The following is an 18,791-nucleotide window of genomic DNA, read 5'->3' as shown; positions in this document are numbered from 1 at the left end:
CCCTATCTCCAAACCTTTCAACTCAACTCCCCCGTCTTTTCAGACCGGAAAGCCCCGCCGTTGCGGGTCGCAAAGGTCAGTATTACTTTCCATTTTCGCAAGCACTATTTTAAAATAATTTCTCGCCTTGCTTCCGGGTCGCTTTTTGCCGCTAATGCTGCTTTTTGCCGCCCCCTGTAATACTGTTTATCCTTTCAAATAACGTTCGCCTTAGCCTTCTAAAGCGGCTGCAAAGGTAACCCCTTTTCCCACCTTTCCAAACACTCATCCGCCTTTTATTGGTTTAAACACCTAAACTGTCTGTGATTCAGGAAGAAAAAATTAATTGAGAGGGCAAACATTCTGGAGATTAGTGGGTATTCGCCTTTATTGCCTATATAATAGTATAAGATTCGTATCCACAATATATGTAGTAAGCGATGCGACACCTATACCATCATCTTTATAAACAATAAATAAGGTTAAAATATGTTAAACAAGCTGTGGCAATAACCTTACTTACAAAGCACGGTTATATATTTACGTGCTGAATAAAATAATTGACTGATTTATAATATTAACTATCTTTGCAGAATGTTTAAAAAACAACTATTGTTACTGTGTGGCCTTATGGCAGTTTTAGTGCTTGCTTTGGGCAGTTGCAAAAGCAAGTTCGAAAAATTGAAGGCCAGTAATGATAATGCTAAAAAATATAAAGAGGCCCTGCGTTATTATAATGAAAAGAACTACGGCCGCGCTCTTGAGCTTTTTGACGACCTGGTACAACGTTACCGTGGCCGCTCAGAAGCTGAGGATCTTTTTTACTATTACGCTTATACTAACTACAAACTGAGGGATTATACCTCGGCACGTTACCATTTTAAAACATTTGCTGACACATATCCGTCAAGCAGTCGGTCTGAAGAGTGCCGTTTTATGTCAGCATACTGTTTTTACCTTGATTCGCCGATATACTCGCTCGATCAGGATAATACCGGTAAAGCTATTGAGGCCCTGCAGTTATTCATCAACCTTTACCCTAAAAGCGACCGTGTTGCCGAGGCAGGGAAACTGATACAAAACTTGCGCGACAAGCTGGAGTTAAAAGCCTACGAAAACGCGAAGCTTTACCTTACTATTGGCGACTACCAGGCAGCCGTAATTGCCTTTAATAATACATTACGTGATTACCCGGATACCAAATATGGCGAGGAGCTTGAGTTTTTAACCATAAAGGCCCAGTATACTTATGCTGATAAGAGTACCGAGTTTAAGCAGGAAGACCGTTATGCTGAAACTATAAAGTACGCTGATGAGTTTATTGAAAAGCATCCGGACAGTAAGTACGCTAAAGATGCTAAAGAATATATAAAGGATAGTGAGCAGGGTATTATTCGCGCTAAGCGTATTTTGGCCCAGGTAGCTATTAACCCTAAACTGGCTAAAAAGGTTGCCGAAAAAGATACGGTTACCACCCAGCCGCCATCCATAAAAGATAAGAATCCGGAATTAACAAATTAATAAAGAATATGAGTACCGTTAACAATAATAATAACACTAAACCGACTGTGGCAAGCAGCACAGTTACCCGCGATTTGCGCGAGCTTGACAAGGGAACTGATAATATTTACGAGTCGCTGGTAATTATGGGCAAAAGGGCCAACCAGATCTCGAACAATATTAAAGAAGAGCTTCACCAGAAGCTATCAGAGTTCGCATCGGCAAATGATAACCTGGAAGAAGTTTTTGAAAACCGCGAGCAGATAGAAATATCAAAACACTACGAAAGATTGCCTAAACCTACCTTGGTAGCCGTGCAGGAATTTTTAGAGAATAAGGTATACTATCGCAACCCGGCTAAAGAGCCTAAAGAAATATAATAATGAGATCCTCCTGAAAAGGGGGATTTTTTTTTATATAATATATCTTTGCAGCATACGGTAGCCTGTAAAGCAGGCATAGCTGTTAAACTACATGCTAGATAAAAAAATAATTGTAGGGGTATGCGGCAGCATAGCGGCTTATAAATCGGCTTTGCTGGTGCGCCTGCTGGTTAAGGCCGGTGCCAATGTACAAGTGGTGATGACACCCGACGCGGCAAACTTCATAACGCCGCTTACACTTTCTACCCTGTCAAAAAATCCGGTACATATAAAATATTATGATGCTGATAGCGGCGAATGGGACAATCATGTAGCCCTTGGCCTTTGGGCTGATTATATGCTGATAGCGCCTGCTACAGCCAATACCATGGCTAAAATGGCCAATGGCCTATGCGATAACCTGCTGATGGCTGTCTACCTTTCTGCCAAGTGCCCGGTTTACTTTGCTCCCGCGATGGATCTGGATATGTGGAAGCACCCGGCCATGCAAAACAACGTTAGCAAGTTAAAAGAATACGGAAATACGCTGATCCCTGCCGGAACAGGCGAGCTGGCCAGTGGGCTGCATGGCGAAGGGCGTATGGCCGAGCCTGAAGAGATTGTAGCTATCTTACAAAACAAGATACAAAAAACCTTACCACTTAACGGCAAAAAAATACTCGTTACCGCAGGACCAACTTATGAAGCTATTGACCCGGTAAGGTTTATAGGCAACCATTCATCAGGCAAAATGGGCTTTGCTATTGCTGATGAGCTTGCGGAACGCGGCGCGCAGGTAACATTAGTTGCCGGGCCAACCGCGCAAACAGTTGGCAAGCGCAACATAAACAGGATAGATGTAAACTCGGCCGCCGAGATGCTGGATGCCTGCCTGTACGAGTTTCAACATGCTGATGCCTGTATTATGAGTGCCGCCGTGGCTGACTATACGCCAATTGAGGTATCATCCCAAAAAATCAAGAAACAGGAATCCTCACTAAACATCGGCTTGAAAAAAACTACCGATATTTTAAAAACCCTGGGTGAGATAAAACGTACAAACCAAATACTGATCGGCTTTGCCCTCGAAACAGAAAATGAAGAACAGTACGCTATCGACAAACTGAACAAGAAGAACCTCGACCTGATCATACTGAACTCCTTGAATGATAACGGCGCGGGTTTTAAGGGCGATACCAATAAAATAACCATGATTGACCGGCAACTTAACAAAATCTCGTTTGAATTGAAAAGCAAAGCCGAGGTTGCTGCCGACATCAGTAAAAAGCTGATTGACTTGCTAAATAAATAATGCGCAAATACCTGTACATAGTATTACTGATAGGGTTAAACACGGCAGCCCTTGCCCAGGACCTGAACGCGCGTGTACAGGTACTTACTCCTACCATACAGGTTACCAATAAGCGCATATTTGATGTGCTTGAAACCGCCATGCGCGATTTTTTGAATGGCCGCAAATGGAGTCCGGATGCTATTTTACCACAGGAGCGGATTGATTGCACCTTTACCCTTAATGTTACCGCCTGGGATGGTGCGAGCAATTTTAGCGGTGAACTGCAGGTACAGGCATCGCGCCCGGTATATAATTCGGCTTATACCACTACCCTGCTTAACATTAACGACCGTGATTTTGACTTTAGCTATACCGAAGGACAAACTGTTGACTATACCGATCAAAATTTTCAGGGTAATTTGAGTGCGGTGATGGCTTTTTATGCTTATGTTATAGTGGGTATGGATTACGATAGCTTTTCGAGGCTGGGTGGTTCAACCTATTTTGCTGCGGCACAAAACATCGTGGTAAACGCGCAAACGGCATCATTTAGAGGGTGGAAAGCATTTGATAGTAACCTGAACCGCTACTGGCTGGCCGAGAACCTGAACAGCAGGCTTTATGTTAACCTGCGTAACTTTATGTATGATTACCACCGCAACGGGCTCGACCTGATGGCTGATAACGTGGTAAAGGGCAGGCAGGCTATTAACACGCTGCTACCCACGCTTGCATCGGTTGACCGTAAACGCCTGGGCTCCATGCTGCCGGTAGTGTTTTATACCACCAAGAGTAATGAGCTGGTATCCATCTACAGCAAAGCTCCTCAGCAGGAACGTGTAGCTGCTTACAACCTGCTGATGCAAACCGACCCATCAAATGGCCTTAAATACGAGGCTTTAAAGTAAGATCAGCCGATCTTAAAATATTTTTCTAAAAATTTTCAAGCAATCATTTGCATTTACGAAATCTATCGTACATCTTTGTACGAAGATAATCGTAGATAAAAATGAGTGATATAAAACCAACGGAAAGCGAACTGGAAATTTTGCAGGTAATATGGGCCAAAGGCGAATGCACTGTACGTGATGTGCATGATGAACTTTTAAAAAGTAAAGATGCCGGCTACACCACTACCCTTAAACTGATGCAGATAATGCACGAGAAAGGGTTGGTATCGCGCGACACTTCATCAAAAACACATTTGTACAAGGCGGCCATCAGCCGGGAAGAAGCACAAAAAACCGCTTTAGATAAATTTATTGCAACGATGTTTAAAGGTTCCGCGTCTGATTTGGTGATGCAGGCCCTGGGGCAGCACAAAACATCAAAGGAAGAAATAGACGCGATTAAAAAGTACCTCGATCAATTTGAAAAATAATAAATGAACGTTATGGAAACGCTTGTTCAAAATATCAGTCAGATACTTGGCATAACCATTATACACTCGCTTTGGCAGGGTTTGCTGGTTTATTTGTCGTTACGGTTATTGTTAGCATTGTTGCCTGCTTTAACTTCCGCTAAAAAACATAACCTCAACCTGGCAGCGCTGGGTACGCTCACGGTGTGGTTCATCATCACCTTGGTAAATGAGGCCAGCCAGATGAGCTGGCAAACTGCCGGCCCGGCCAGCGGATTTGTTCCCTATTTCCCAAAATACCTTGATGTAACGGAACATTCATATCGCCAATATCAATACACGCTTGAAAAATACCTGCCCTACATAGCGGTAATTTATTTAGGCGGATTGCTGTTTAATACCTTGAAGCTGTGTTTTGCCTGGCGCAATATTATACAGATTAAACGTTCGCTGGTAGCAGCCTGCGGTTTTACCAACGCGGTTGAAAAATTAAGCGGATCATTAAAACTTAACAAAAATGTTGGTATATATTTTAGTGAGCTGATTGATGTACCGGGAATGATAGGCCATTTAAAACCGATCATCCTGCTGCCGGTAAGTATATCCACCCATTTATCCGCTACTGAAATTGAGGCCATATTGTTACACGAACTGGCCCACATTAAACGGAACGATTACCTGCTGAATATGATACAGCAAATTGTTGGCGTAATGCTGTTTTATAACCCCTTCGCCATCCTTATAAACAAACACATTAATACCGAACGTGAAAATTGCTGCGACGATGAAGTGATAGCCATAACCGGCCAACCGCTGATCTACGCCCGCGCGCTGCTGAAACTCGAACAACAAAAACAAAACAACCTGCAATTGTCACTTGCCGCCACCGGAACAAAAAACTTATTACTAAACCGAATAGAACGTATCATGACAACAAAGAAACTTACTATAAACGTAAGGCACACACTGGCAGCGCTGCTGCTGTTCGCCTTCAGCCTGGGCAGTATTGCCTGGTTTAATCCACAAATTAAAAACAATACACTAACCGTTAATACTGATAAACCCGAATTTGTACAGCAACTTTTAGGCGATACTGTACCCGCCAAAAAGCGCGTGGCAAAAACCAAAGCCCCCGTTGCAGCTAAAAAAAGTACAGTACGCGTTAATGGTAAAAATGTGATTGTTAGTGACGACCCTGAATTAGAGCGGTTAGGTGCCGAGATAGACAGGCATAGTGATTTTATAAACAAATTTTATGAAAGCGCTGAGTTTAAAAACATCACTACCGAACTGGAAAAGAACGGCGAAGCACTGGACGCTTACTATAATAGTCCGGAATTGAAAGCGCTGACCGACAGGCAGGAGAAAGTTGTCGGGGAGCTGGAAAAATTGAGCAACAACCCGGAAGTGACGAAACTTAATAAAGAAATTGAAAGCCTGAGTAATTCTATAGACAGCTACTATAATAGCACGGAGTTTAAAACCCTGGAGAAAAGCTTAGAAGTTGAGGGAGCAAAACTTGGCAAGCTTAAACCCGCCAGCAATGCGTTTGAGCAGCAAGCTAAAAAGGTTGATGAACTCAGTAATAAAATTACGGCTTTAAGCAACTCACCGAAAATTAAGCAGCAAACAGAACAATTGCACGAGTTAGGCTTGAAACTGCACAAGAATTACGAAAGTGAAACCTATAAACAGGCGCAAGATGCCATGCGGCTATTAAGCGATAGCCTGCATAAAGCGTATAGTTTAAAGAGCCTGGGTTTAAAGCAAGACAACATGCGCTTACTGAGCCAAAAGTTACAAGCCTATCAAAATAACGCTGAACTAAAATTGCACCAGCAGGCAATGCAAAAGGCTACCTTAAAATTGCAGAATTACCTTAAAAGCGATGCCTATCAGCAAAAATTAAAAAAATTGCTTGCCGAACAAGCGAAAGAAGGCTTGGATACAACAGCCGATATTGAGGACATCGTATCGCCTGAATTTTAATAGTTGATTAACCCAATGTATAAAACAAAATATATCACTACGGGTTATTTATTTAACTTATAGTGATATATTTTAAATAAAACATCATGGCAACTACTAATAAATCCGTTGAGATACTTAACGACCTGATACAAATAAACAATGACCGTGTTGACGGCTTTGAACGTGCAAGTAAAGAACTAAGCGCCGACGACCTGGATCTGAGAAACCTGTTTACACTGTTCGCTAAAGACAGCCGTACCCACGCGCAAGAGCTTACTGCCGCCGTTGCCCTGCTTGGCGAAAAACCTGACACCGGTAATAGCGTAACCGGCACCCTGCACCGTACCTGGCTTGATGTAAAAGCCACCTTTACCGGGCACGACCGCAAGAGCATTTTACAGGAATGTGAGCGCGGTGAGGATGCTATTAAAAAGGCTTACCAGGATGCATTAACTGACAATAGCTTCCCGGAAGATGTGAAATCGGTGCTACTGCAACAGCAGCAAAAAATAAACGAAGGCCATGATAAAATTAAAGCCATGCGCGATAGTGCTGTCTAAATATAAAACCCGAATTATAATGAAAGGCTGCTTTACTCACAATAAAGCAGCCTTTTATCTGTTAATATTACAAGCGATTATTTAAAATATAACGCTTATAAACCGTAACTTTGCAGCGTTTTTAAACGCTAATTTTAATCCATAATAACAATACGTGTATATTTTAATTTTCTTTTTAGCGCACTGGTTCCTGTCATTATTTTTTCAGACCTTTTATTTACACCGCTATGCATCGCACCGCATGTTTAGCACACATAAAATAAATGAGCGCATCTTCCATTTTTTAACATTTTTCTTTCAAGGGGCATCATTTTTAAATCCACGCGCTTATGCGTTGATGCACCGTGAGCACCACGCTTACAGCGATACTGAGAAAGATCCGCATTCACCACACTTTTTCAGGGACGTATTTCAAATGATGTACTACACCTCAAAAACTTATGGTGAGCATGTAAGGAAGCTTAAACAACCCGAGCATCGCTTTAATGGCTATTGCCCGGAGTGGACGCTGGTTGACCGTTGGGGATCAACCATCGTGTCGCGCTTGTTTTTTATCGCGTTCTACACCTGGTTCTACATCACCTTTGCTACCGCCTGGTGGATGTTTTTGCTGTTACCTATCCACTTTTTAATGGGGCCTATACATGGTGCTATTGTTAACTGGTGTGGCCATAAATACGGTTACTCAAACTTTGATAACGGCGACAAATCAAAAAACTCAACTCCGTTTGACTTTTTGATGCTTGGTGAGCTGTTTCAAAACAACCATCACCGCCATCCAAACAAAGCCAACTTTGGCGCGAAATGGTTTGAGGTTGACCCCGTTTACCCGGTAATGAAGCTGATGCACTGGGTGCGGATAATACGATTACGAAAGCCCGTTGTGGCTTAACCATAAAAAAAGCGGCTGCCTCATACTCAGCCGCTTTTTTATTTACTTTATATTTACCACGTTTATAAATATTATACCATGAGTGCATCGTTATTAGCGCAAAACCTGCGCGGATCTGAGATCATTAAAATTGCTGCTGAAATAAATGAGCTTAAACGCCAGGGCGAAAATATTGCCAACCTTACCATTGGCGATTTTGACTCGAACATTTACCCCATACCTGCCGAACTAAAGCAGGGTATTGTTGAGGCCTATCATCAAAATCAAACCAACTATCCACCGGCTGACGGGGTGCTTGATCTTCGCCAGAGCGTGTCCAAATTCCTGAGTGAGCGTTACGGTTTGGAGTATGCTGCCGCTAACGAGATCATTATCTCGGGTGGTTCACGCCCGCTGATCTACTCTATTTACCTGGCGGTGGTCAATCCCGGCGAAAAGGTAGTATTCCCTACTCCGTCATGGAACAATAATCACTATTGTGATCTGCTTACGGCTAACGGCGTAATGGTAGCTACCCTGCCGGAGAATAATTTTATGCCTACGGCCGATGAGCTTCGTCCGCATATCAAAGGCGCGGCACTGCTTGCCCTGTGTTCGCCGCTTAACCCTACCGGCACCATGTTCAGCAAGGAAGCGCTGGAAGAGATCTGCGATTTGGTAATCGAAGAAAATAAGACCCGGGGTGAAGGCAAAAAGCCGCTGTATTTGTTATACGATCAGATCTACTCACAATTAACCTTTGGCGAGCACCAGCATTATAACCCGGTAACCCTGCGCCCTGAACTGCGCGACTATACCATATTTGTTGACGGCGGCTCAAAATGCTTCGCGGCTACCGGTGTACGTGTAGGCTGGGGGTTTGGTCCGGTGGCTATAGTAAATAACATGAAAGCCATTGTTGGCCACATGGGTGCCTGGGCTCCAAAAGCTGAACAGGTGGCTATGGCACATTTTTTAGCTGATGATAACGCGGTTGATACTTACCTTAACGATATAAAATTCAATGTTCAGGCCAGCCTGACCAGCCTTTACCAGGGCTTTCAGCAATTAAAAGGCGAAGGCTTTAGTGTGGATGCTATTGAGCCGATGGGTGCTATCTATCTAACTATAAAGGTTAATTACCTGGGCAAAACCACCCCTGATGGCAAGGTGCTTGAAACCGCTACAGACATTAACTTTTACCTGATCAAAAACGCGGGTATTGCTTTGGTGCCGTTCTCGGCATTTGGCACCGGTGAGGATGAAGCCTGGTTCCGCGCATCGGTAGGTACTATTACCAATGAGGATATCAAACTGACCATACCGCGCATAAAGGCAGCTTTAGAAAAATTAAGCTAACATAACCTCTCAATTGTTCAACTGAATGGAACTGACAACCGACATCACCGGATCACCTGACAATAGTTTTAGCGATACCTATTATTTACTAAAACAGGAGTTTGCTATTGAACCGACCGGTTACATTGATTTTCAGTTGAACAATTTTGAAGTATTTAAACAGTATTCATCGTTTGAGCTGCAAAGCTCCTATGTAATTAATACCGAGCACGACCGTTGCTACATCCTCTTTGTTGAGGCCGGTGTTAAAAGCCAAAGCGCTACAGGAGAAATTACCGAACACCGCGAAAACCAAACTTGGGGGCTGGCTTATCTTAAACATAATTTAGGCCGGGTAAAAATAAGGCGCGAAACGTTTACTGATAAACTTTTTGAGCTGGTGTTTCCGCTTGAATTGGACTTTCCGGAGGACAAAGCCTTTAGTAATACTTTTTATGTACTGGCGAACGACAAGGCCAAAGCCATTGTCGGTATAACCCGCGATTTCCGGAACGCGGTGATGGATATCCGCGAGGATGATTTTATTATCGAGGTGGCCGATCATACGCTTATCATAGGCAATCGCAAACCTATAACCGGGCAAAAGGCCATCCACCTGGCCGAGTTTGCCGCACGTTTGGTTGATACTTATTGACAAGCATATATGAAAAAGCTCACCCTTATCATCATCATTATCCTAACCAATCTAAGTTACATCTACGCTCAAAAGTCTAATACTACCCAAGTCAATCGACAACAGATATTATCAACCATACGAGGCTTTTTAAAATGGTATAAGCAAAAAGGCCACGATACTACCATTCATTACAGATTTGTAAAAGGCGGGGCTCCTGATAGCACTACACGGCCATCTATAGATTGGGATGGCGTTGAAATATATCTTTCGCACTTATATAGCAGCGGTTATGTATCGCAGGCTTATCTCAATACACATCGTGAACATTTTAAACAGGTTGATAAAGAACTTGCAGGCTTTAAACTAACCAGCGAACTTACAAAGATAAACGGCCTTGATTTTGATCTGGTGCTGAAGAACATGGAACCGGAAGATGTGTTGAATAACCTGGATAAAATGAAACAGCATCAGTTATATGTTATCGATAATAAAGCCATGGTTGCCTGTACTTTTACAAAATATGTGTGCATGATATTTACGCTAACCAAAGAAAACGATAAATTGCTTATAGATTATATCGGGTGGGATCGTTCTCACTAAATGACTTTTTACACGACATCTGAATAAAAAAAGCCATTTTTGCAGTATGCCTGCAGGAACTCTATATTTAATACCCGTACCCCTTGCCGATGATGCCGTTGCAAAATCGTTAACACCGTTCTTGGTTGATACCATTAATAGCATCAAGGAATATATTGTAGAAAACAGTAAAACCGCCCGGCGCTGTTTAAAAGAAGCGGGGTTAAAAACTCCGCAAAGCGAACTCATTATTCATGATTATGGCAAGCACAACAGGGATAATCAGGATAACGATTTTTTCAAGGGCTTATTAGCCGGTAATGATGTTGGACTGATGAGCGAGGCCGGTTGCCCCGGCATTGCCGACCCCGGTGCCGATATTGTTGCCGAAGCCCATCGTAAAGGCATTAAGGTGGTACCATTGGTTGGCCCAAGCTCCATATTGTTGGCGCTGATGGCTTCCGGTTTTAACGGGCAAAGCTTTACTTTTCATGGCTATTTGCCTATTGATAAGTTAGAGCGCAGCAAAAGCATTAAGGAGATAGAGGCTTTAGCCGAACGCAATAAGCAAACGCAAATATTTATTGAAACGCCCTTTCGCAACAACCCTATGCTGGAGGAAATATTGAAAAGCGGCAACCCGAAAACGCTGCTTTGCATTGCCTGCAACATTACCGGTGCCGATGAAATGATAGCCACCAAAACTCTGGCAGACTGGAAAAAACAGCCGCCGGACCTGCACAAAAAACCAACCATTTTCCTGCTCTTTCGTTAAGCATTTATGATAGGCGGGCATCAGCATACTTCAGTTTTAATTGTTGGCGCAGGCCCTTCGGGATTATTGATGGCGGCACAATTATTACGCTATGGTATTCAACCGCTGATAATTGACAGCAATGTTGGCCCTACCCGTTACACCAAGGCCCTGGCCGTTCAGGCACGTTCGCTTGAAATATACCGGCAGATGGGGGTTACTGACCGTGTACTTGCTGAAGGGAAACCGGCGACCGGTGTTACCTTTAACGTACACGGAAAAGAACCCGTATTACTTTCACTTACGGGCGTGGGCGAAAAGCAAACCCGTTTTCCATTCGTTCTGTTTTATCCACAAAGTAAAAATGAACGGCTGCTGCTTGATGAACTGACTACTGCCTGTTGCCCGGTATACTGGAATACCACCTTGCTTAAAGCAGATCAAACCGGCGAAAAGATCACTGTCCATTTAAATGAAAAAGGCAATAACCATACGCTAACCTGCGATTGGCTTATCGGGGCTGATGGCGCGCACAGTACGGTGCGCAAGCAAATGGGTATACCTTTTAATGGTGATACTTATCCCAATAAATTTTACCTGGCCGATGTAACGCTGGGTGATATGCCTGATGATAACATACAGCTTTACCTGGCAAAAAAAGGCTTGGCCGCGTTTTTCCCGATGCCCGAAGCCGGGGCTTTCAGGATCATTGGCGATATACCTCAAGAGTTGCAGGCTAAAGAGGCCTTACAGCTTGATGATGTATTGCCTTCGTTAGCTAAGCTAACCGGGCAACCCGTCAACCTTACGCATTGTAACTGGTTTACTACCTATAAACTGCATCACCGTATGGCCGGCCAATTCAGGCTGCAAAATTGTTTTTTAATTGGCGATGCCGCGCATGTACATTCGCCTGTTGGCGGGCAGGGTATGAATACCGGCTTGCAGGATGCCTATAACCTTGCCTGGAAACTGGCCGCCGTAATAAATAAAAACATTGCACCGGCCATACTGGACAGTTACGAAGCCGAACGTTTGCCCGTTGCCAAACAATTACTCAGCACTACCGACCGCGCGTTCAACATCATTACCTCTACCAATTGGGCGGTATCCATATTCAAAACAACCTTTTTGCCTCGTATTATTAAATACTTATGGGCTAAGCCAACATGGCGCGAAGTATTTTTCAAAACCATCTCACAAACAGGCATCAGCTATCGCGATAGCCGAATTAACCTGCATTTAAGCCAGCTTTCAACCATCAAAGCCGGTGATCGCCTGCCTTATGTTGAAATATTTGACGAGCGCACACAACAATCAACTGATCTGCACGCCTGGTGCAGCAAGCCCGGCTTTACATTACTGGTGCTGGGCAAGTTTAAGGAGATAGATATATTTACCCTTGCCAAATGGATAACGCAGAAATACAACGGCAGTATCAACCTGTTCTATCTCCCGCCATCAAAAAATAACAACGCGGTATTTGAGCTATTCGGGATACGGGAAGAGCAAAAAAAAGCCATCATAGTACGGCCGGATATGTACATCGGTTACATGAACGATGTGGTTGATATTGATATGATGGATAATTACCTGGTGAATGTGGTTGGGTTTGTCACTGCTAACCTCTCCTGAAGAAAAACCAATAGTTAGCCGTGTATGGTTTCGCGCTTGCCGTAATTCTGAATCACCCGGGCTTCGTAATCTAAAAATTCCTTCCAGCGTTTATCTACGTCAATGCCCTCGGTATATTTCCGGGCCAAGCGGATAAAGGTGGCGTAATGCGTAGCCTCGCTGATCATCAGCTCATGATAGAAATCGGCAAGCTGCTTATCATTTATATTTTCGGACATTACTTTGAAACGCTCACAACTACGGGCCTCTATCATGGCGGAAAACAGCAACCGGTCAATTAGCTGTTCGTTACGGTTACCGCCCCCTGTCATAAACTTTACCAGTTCGTTCACATAATTGTCCTTCCGTTCACGGCCAAGCACATAGCCGCGTTCCAGAATAATATCGTGTACCCGCTTAAAGTGATCCATTTCTTCTTGCACCAGGGCAGCCATTTCCTGCACCAGGTCAGACAGGTTGGGGTTTTGTACAATGAGGGTAATGGCATTGCTTGCCGCCTTTTGCTCACAAAAAGCATGATCGGTCAGTATCTCTTCAATATTACTTTCTACTACATTCTTCACCCAATTAGGGTCAGTAGGCAATTGCAGTTTTAAAATGGTTTTCTCGCTCACAATGGCAAAGTTACCATTTAATCAGCAGCCTTAAAAGCAACGTTATTGCAAAGCATAAATAACAAAGCCCACCATTTTACGGCAGGTTTTGCTTGTGCGAATAACTTATTATCTGAGTGATTGTGCTGCTTTCAGCTTTAACTTTTTATGCCAGTAGATGTATGATAGGGCGATAAATACAAAGCCTAATAAGATAGGTGCCCACATCATCACCGGATCGCCCGCGACGATGAAAGAATATACCGCGCCGATCAGATCAAAGGTAAAACCGGCGTAGGCCCATTCTTTAAGTTGTACAAAGCCCGGTACCAATAATGCTATACATCCTAAAACTTTAAGTACACTCAGCAGCGGCAACACGTGCGGGCCAAAGCCAATGTGCTTCAACATGGCATTACCCTCGGGTGTTGGCATAAAGCCGCCAATGGCCGAAAACAACATGGATGCCACCAGCAGTATGGTGAATATCCAGTAGATCAGGTTCACTTTTTTCATGATACGAGTTGATTTATGTAATTGGTTAACTTGTTCAGCGTTTGGTTACCACCGTCAGCAGCGCCAAATTCACGTATCACATATTCAAGCTCCTCGGCACTGTTAAATATTAAACGCATGGTAAGCCGGGTTTGGTTATTGCCCGCTTCCTCTAAGGTGATCAATCCTTCAAATTGTTCCTGCTCACCCTCATGCTCACCATGAAGATAGCGGATTTTTTCGGGCTTTACTATCTCGGTATATTTTATAAAATTAGGGTAATCACGCCCGTCAGGCCCGTGCATCATATATTTCCAGCTACCGCCTTCACTGGCATCCATGTATTCAATGGTATTGGTAAAGCCACTAGGTCCCCACCAGTTTATAATGTGTTCGGGCTTTGTCCATACGTCAAAAACCATTTCACGCGGGGCGTTAAGCAGTCTGCTAAAAATCAGCTCCCTGTTGGCAGGCATGGTACTTAATACCTTTTCCAGCCGGTCAAAATTCTGCTCGTTGGCCGGTATAACAAAATCCTTTACCTTATTGTATTCCTCATCGCTTTCAAAAGCCATTTTAAATTCAAGCCTAGTTTTGCCTGATGAATAGCCGAACACCAGCGACCCGGTAAATACGTGTACAGGGTCAAGATGTTTATATACAATAAGCTCAGGCGCTATTACCTGCTCAAACTTGCTCACGTTATAAAAATCCTGCCCATCCGGGCTGTGCATGGTCAGCGTCCAGTCGCCGCCCGGTTTAAGATTAAATTTATGGATGGTATTGGTAAAGCCGTTAGGGCCCCACCATTGCGCCAGGTATTCCGGATTCGCAAAGGCATTATATACCTGCTCGCGCTGGTAATTGAACTCGCGTATGCTGGTGATGGTGTTCTTTTCGTTTTGCATGATTTATTGAGTTTTTAATTGGTTTTGATGGTGTGAGTGGTCAGGATTTATCGGTTTTAGTTTGTATTTGGTTAAGATATTGTTCGAGCGAATCAAGCCTGCTATTCCAGAATTTGCGGTATTGTTCTATCCATTCGGCCACTTCGCTCAACTTATCAAACCTGCCCTCACAGTAACGTTCGCGCCCCTGCTGCCTGATGGTGAGCAAGCCGCACTCATGCAGTATTTTAACATGTAATGATACCGCCTGCCTGCTAACGTCAAATTTTTCGGCAAGGGCGTTTACATTTTGGGGTTGATTAGCTATCATGCCTAAAATGGCACGTCGGGTAGGGTCGGCAATGGCCTGGAAAACATCACGTCTGGCGTCCATAAATAATATGCAAGTATTTACTTGCTAATATATGTGCAATTAAATGCTTGCGCAAATTATTTTCACTTTTTTTAGCAGATGCTTATACACAACAAAGCCCCGTTGCGCTTAACAACGGGGCTTTGATAATTTCTTTTCAAATTACCAGGTACGCTTTTCCATAAACAGGTCTAACTGCGCGCGGGTCATTTTCATTTCTTCGGGATGCTTTTCGAGCCATTTAATAAAGGCATCCTTTATTTGTGGTGTCCACTGACTATCAATTTCGCCGGTGGTGTAGGTGCCTGCTTTCAGCATCTCCTGCCCAAACTTATCGCGCAAACCAATAAATTCAGCAGTAATGATCACCTTTTCGGCCAGATGAGCAGGGATGAACAGCACGCCCTCGCGTTCAGAGATCACCAGGTCGCCGGGCAATACAATGGCTTGCCCTATGCGGATAGGCGTATTCAACCCCATCAATACCGACTCAGCCAGGTAAGACGGATCAAAATCGCGCACAAAAGCATTGAAACCATCTATCTTAGCCAGGCCCTGCAGGTCGCGGGCACCGCCATCAAAAATAACCCCGTTGCCCGATTTTTTAAAGATGGAGTTGCCCAGGTTATCGCCAATCAGCGTTCCGTCTTTCACTTTGCCAAAGCCATCGGCCACGTAAACATCGCCGGTGGTAAGTACGTCAATTGGCCAGGCGTTGGTGTTGCCTTTGCGGCCTTGTTTGTTGCCGCGTTCTTTAATGTTCTTTTCAATATCAGGTCGGGTGGGCATAAACATGGCGGTTACCGCACGACCAACCACTGGTTTGTCGTTCACTGTTTTCCAGCCACGCTCAAACTGGTTGTTATAACCCTCGTTACGTAAAACCGTCCAGGCTTCTTCAATACCAATGTTTTTGGCACGTTCTATCAGCGCATCAGGTATTTTGGGGCGGCCATCCTTAAACCGTTCGCCCTTCCACTCCGAGGTGTAAAATATAAGTTCGTCGCGGGTAATGGTTTGGGCATTGGCATTAGCGAACCAACCTAACAATACGCTTAAACCAATGGCAATCTTTTTAAATCTCATACAAATAAACTTCAGCTAACAAATTAACGGATAGTGATGGGATTGGCAATGCCATTCAGATCGTAGACTATTTTACCTGCGCGTACGGTCAGTTCACACTCCAGTTTTTTATCCGCTTCAACCTTGCGGCCGGTGTAATCAAATAAACCGAATTTACCTTTGCGGATGTTTAGCACCGCTACATCAGCCTCGGCACCAACGCTCAGGTTACCCAATTCTTCATGCTTTATTTCCATTGCGGGGTTTGAGGTTGAAGCCTTGATCACGCTTTTCAGATCCATGCCTATAGCCAGGAATTTCGACATGGTAGTGAGCATGTCCTTCATGGCATTGTTCATGCTGCCGGTATGGATATCGGTACTGATAGAACTTGGAAAAAAGCTTTCCTTTGCCGCCGGTATAGCCTGCGAAAATGCAAAGCTGATGCCGCCATAGCCAACGTCAAAATAAATACCGCGCTTGCGGGCTTCCCACACAAAGGGCTTTACTTTTTGGGTTTGCTGGTCAACAATATATTCCCGGCCATTTATCTGCGCAAAGCAATGGGTAAAAATATCGCCGGGGCGCAGGTGCTTCATAAACAATTCCTCAATAGGTAATGGCGGCTGGCTTCCACCAAAGTCTATCATTACCGGTATATCACCGGCTTCTTTGCCCGCGGCCACGGCACGGTCAACCGGCGACCAGTCATGCCCCTCATAGTGCGCTACCTTAAAGCCTACTATGTATTTTTTAAACCGGTTAGCCATTAATGCCGACATACGGGTGTCCATATCGTTCAGGTTTTGCTCGTAACCACCACGCATCCCCTCGCCCACTATGTTTAAAAATGCCAATACTCGGGTTTGCGATTGATCAATGGTTTGCTCCTTAAACGTAGTGAACGTACGCCAGCCCGAACTGCCTGCATCAACCACGGTAGTTACCCCGTTTCTAAACGTAAAGCCGTCCGGTGGCAGGGCCAGGTTACCGTTCTCATACTGATGATCGGGCGCGGTACCAAAAAAGTTATGCGAATGAATATCGATCAGTCCTGGTGTAACATACAGGCCCTTGGCATCAACCGTTTGTTTGGCCGTACCGCTGATATTTTTAGCTACCTTAACAATTTTGCCATCGGCAATAGCTACATCCATCACCTCGTCAATATTATTCTTCGTGTCGATAACATGGCCGCCCTTTATCAGTATACTATAGGTTTGTGCCGATGCCGCATTACCTAAACATAACGCCGTCAATATTAAAACAAGTATCTTTTTCATCAATGTGTATTCAAGTCAAATAAGCAATCCCGTAAAATACTTTGGTTAGGCTGATGCTTGCTGCAAAATAGCTTTTACCCGGTTGGCCACTATATCTATCTGGTCGGTACGCAACAGGACAACGCCAACGATCAGCGAATCGCCTTTTTCATTAGCAACGATGCTTGGGGTGCCGCTTTTTAATGCCGCGACTACCTGTTTAGGGGTAGTTTTTATTTTGCTTTGATCCCAAGTGGCAAACAGGCTCGGGAAGGCATTCGCTGGGCCAGGATCAACTACGGTTTTTGTCTTTACGGTGGGTATTGTTTCCAGTTTCGTGCCGATGGTTTTTACACGCTGTTCCCAATCTGCCCATTCCTTTTTATGGTCACGCTCCAAATAAGCTTTAAGCGCGGCATACATGCCGAACATTTCTTCCTTGTTCACCTTCATCGGCCTGCCTATCGGTGCCTCATGCGGACTATGGTTCAACCGAGCCGCGGCTATCAGATCCTTACGGCCAAATAATAAACCGGCACTTTGAGGGCCACGGATCATTTTACCACCCGAGAAGGTTACCAGGTCAAACCCCATCTTTTGAAACTTGAACAGGTTTTCAACCGGCGGCACATCGGCGGCGGCATCCAGGAAAGTTGGAATGTTTTTCGCCTTAGCTACTTTTAGAAATTCCTCGTGGGTAATGCTGCTGCTACCGGCCGCGTTGAAAAACAAGGCCATTACCGTATTGCTGTTAATAGCGGCGGCCATCGCGGCAGCACCTTCAACTTCAATAATTTTGGCACCCGTGGTAAGCACCGCCTGGTCAAACAAATACCTGTGCGATTTTTGCATGATCACCTCGGGGCGCGGGCCGGGCAGGTTGGGCAGCATTTTTATCTTCTGCTCATCGGTACCCGTAATACAGGCAGCCGTACCCAACACCATGGCGCATGCCGCGCCTGATGTTACCATGGCAGCTTCGCAGTGCAGCATTTCGGCAATTTTAGCGCCTACCTTATCCTGCAACTCGTACAGGTTAGCGAAATCGTGCGAGGTGGAATTGATGGCCTCCAATACTTCGGGCAGCATCAGCGAGCCGGAAAGAAAGGTCATGGTAACCGATGCGTTGATCACCGGGGTAACGCCAAGTTCCTTAAAAAAATCGCGTTTAGGTGCCGGCGCTGCTTCGGGGGTAACAGCGCTTGCTGCTTTAGCTGTCAGCGCCCCCGCAAAGGGGAGCATTGACAGGCTTTTTATAACGTTTCTACGTTTCATT

21 protein-coding genes are annotated in these 18,791 nt (G+C 44.5%); 14 read left to right on the top strand and 7 right to left on the bottom strand.

Annotation, left to right across the window (positions count from 1 at the left end; translation table 11 throughout):
• From AC3WJC_RS19745 to AC3WJC_RS19680, 14 genes are all read left to right on the top strand, one after another.
• Positions 1–180, top strand: a 180-nt coding sequence (locus tag AC3WJC_RS19745) for a hypothetical protein (protein ID WP_492400841.1), incomplete at its 5' end; no start/stop codon positions are given.
• A gap of 393 nt (positions 181–573) precedes the next feature.
• Complete coding sequence (locus AC3WJC_RS19740; RefSeq protein ID WP_492400840.1) at positions 574–1,500, top strand: outer membrane protein assembly factor BamD; 927 nt, start codon at positions 574–576, stop codon at positions 1,498–1,500.
• 8 nt (positions 1,501–1,508) lie between these two features.
• Positions 1,509–1,859, top strand: coding sequence for a DNA-directed RNA polymerase subunit omega (locus AC3WJC_RS19735; RefSeq protein WP_492400839.1), 351 nt, complete (start codon positions 1,509–1,511; stop codon positions 1,857–1,859).
• A gap of 94 nt (positions 1,860–1,953) precedes the next feature.
• Positions 1,954–3,153, top strand: coding sequence for a bifunctional phosphopantothenoylcysteine decarboxylase/phosphopantothenate--cysteine ligase CoaBC (gene coaBC, locus AC3WJC_RS19730; RefSeq protein ID WP_492400838.1), 1,200 nt, complete (start codon positions 1,954–1,956; stop codon positions 3,151–3,153).
• Entirely contained in the window at positions 3,153–4,043 is an 891-nt protein-coding gene (gene porD, locus AC3WJC_RS19725) for a type IX secretion system protein PorD (RefSeq protein WP_492400837.1), read from the top strand. Before coaBC ends, porD begins: the two co-directional genes overlap by 1 nt.
• A 101-nt stretch (positions 4,044–4,144) precedes the next feature.
• Positions 4,145–4,516 (top strand): BlaI/MecI/CopY family transcriptional regulator, encoded by a 372-nt coding sequence (locus AC3WJC_RS19720; RefSeq protein ID WP_492400836.1) that lies wholly within the window; start codon positions 4,145–4,147, stop codon positions 4,514–4,516.
• 12 nt (positions 4,517–4,528) lie between these two features.
• Positions 4,529–6,484 (top strand): M56 family metallopeptidase, encoded by a 1,956-nt coding sequence (locus tag AC3WJC_RS19715; RefSeq protein ID WP_492400835.1) that lies wholly within the window; start codon positions 4,529–4,531, stop codon positions 6,482–6,484.
• Positions 6,485–6,570: 86 nt separating this feature from the next.
• Complete coding sequence (locus AC3WJC_RS19710) at positions 6,571–7,026, top strand: PA2169 family four-helix-bundle protein (RefSeq protein WP_492400834.1); 456 nt, start codon at positions 6,571–6,573, stop codon at positions 7,024–7,026.
• A gap of 154 nt (positions 7,027–7,180) precedes the next feature.
• The gene (locus AC3WJC_RS19705) at positions 7,181–7,918 is read left to right on the top strand and encodes an acyl-CoA desaturase (RefSeq protein ID WP_492400833.1); all 738 of its coding nucleotides are present in this window, start codon (positions 7,181–7,183) and stop codon (positions 7,916–7,918) included.
• A 78-nt stretch (positions 7,919–7,996) separates the two neighbouring features.
• Positions 7,997–9,256: a pyridoxal phosphate-dependent aminotransferase gene (locus AC3WJC_RS19700; RefSeq protein ID WP_492400832.1), complete on the top strand. Its 1,260-nt coding sequence runs from the start codon at positions 7,997–7,999 to the stop codon at positions 9,254–9,256.
• 25 nt (positions 9,257–9,281) lie between these two features.
• Positions 9,282–9,890 carry a hypothetical protein gene (locus AC3WJC_RS19695; RefSeq protein WP_492400831.1) on the top strand — a complete coding sequence of 203 codons (609 nt, stop codon included), beginning with the start codon at positions 9,282–9,284 and terminating at the stop codon, positions 9,888–9,890.
• Positions 9,891–9,899: 9 nt separating this feature from the next.
• Positions 9,900–10,472 (top strand): hypothetical protein, encoded by a 573-nt coding sequence (locus AC3WJC_RS19690; protein ID WP_492400830.1) that lies wholly within the window; start codon positions 9,900–9,902, stop codon positions 10,470–10,472.
• A gap of 46 nt (positions 10,473–10,518) precedes the next feature.
• A complete protein-coding gene (locus AC3WJC_RS19685) occupies positions 10,519–11,226 on the top strand; it encodes an SAM-dependent methyltransferase (RefSeq protein ID WP_492400829.1) in 708 nt (235 codons plus the stop codon).
• A gap of 6 nt (positions 11,227–11,232) precedes the next feature.
• On the top strand, positions 11,233–12,840 hold the full coding sequence (locus AC3WJC_RS19680) for an FAD-dependent monooxygenase (protein ID WP_492400828.1): 1,608 nt from the start codon (positions 11,233–11,235) through the stop codon (positions 12,838–12,840).
• 14 nt (positions 12,841–12,854) lie between these two features.
• Here the strand turns inward: AC3WJC_RS19680 and AC3WJC_RS19675 are convergent, their stop codons facing one another.
• The 7 genes from AC3WJC_RS19675 to AC3WJC_RS19645 form a co-directional block, all read right to left on the bottom strand.
• Positions 12,855–13,454, bottom strand: coding sequence for a MiaE family protein (locus tag AC3WJC_RS19675; RefSeq protein ID WP_492400827.1), 600 nt, complete (start codon positions 13,452–13,454; stop codon positions 12,855–12,857).
• Between the two features lie 108 nt (positions 13,455–13,562).
• On the bottom strand, positions 13,563–13,949 hold the full coding sequence (locus AC3WJC_RS19670; RefSeq protein WP_492400826.1) for a DoxX family protein: 387 nt from the start codon (positions 13,947–13,949) through the stop codon (positions 13,563–13,565).
• Positions 13,946–14,836, bottom strand: coding sequence for an SRPBCC domain-containing protein (locus AC3WJC_RS19665; RefSeq protein WP_492400825.1), 891 nt, complete (start codon positions 14,834–14,836; stop codon positions 13,946–13,948). Before AC3WJC_RS19665 ends, AC3WJC_RS19670 begins: the two co-directional genes overlap by 4 nt.
• 40 nt (positions 14,837–14,876) lie before the next feature.
• Positions 14,877–15,209: an ArsR/SmtB family transcription factor gene (locus AC3WJC_RS19660; RefSeq protein WP_492400824.1), complete on the bottom strand. Its 333-nt coding sequence runs from the start codon at positions 15,207–15,209 to the stop codon at positions 14,877–14,879.
• Positions 15,210–15,350: 141 nt separating this feature from the next.
• A complete protein-coding gene (locus AC3WJC_RS19655) occupies positions 15,351–16,274 on the bottom strand; it encodes an RraA family protein (protein WP_492400823.1) in 924 nt (307 codons plus the stop codon).
• A 23-nt stretch (positions 16,275–16,297) separates the two neighbouring features.
• A complete protein-coding gene (locus AC3WJC_RS19650; protein ID WP_492400822.1) occupies positions 16,298–17,536 on the bottom strand; it encodes an amidohydrolase/deacetylase family metallohydrolase in 1,239 nt (412 codons plus the stop codon).
• A gap of 45 nt (positions 17,537–17,581) precedes the next feature.
• Positions 17,582–18,790 carry an aminotransferase class V-fold PLP-dependent enzyme gene (locus AC3WJC_RS19645; protein ID WP_492400821.1) on the bottom strand — a complete coding sequence of 403 codons (1,209 nt, stop codon included), beginning with the start codon at positions 18,788–18,790 and terminating at the stop codon, positions 17,582–17,584.
• Between the last annotated feature and the right edge of the window lies 1 nt (position 18,791).

This window comes from Mucilaginibacter sp. FW306-07-L, assembly GCF_058782065.1.
This window is presented reverse-complemented; position numbering and strand designations above follow the sequence as displayed.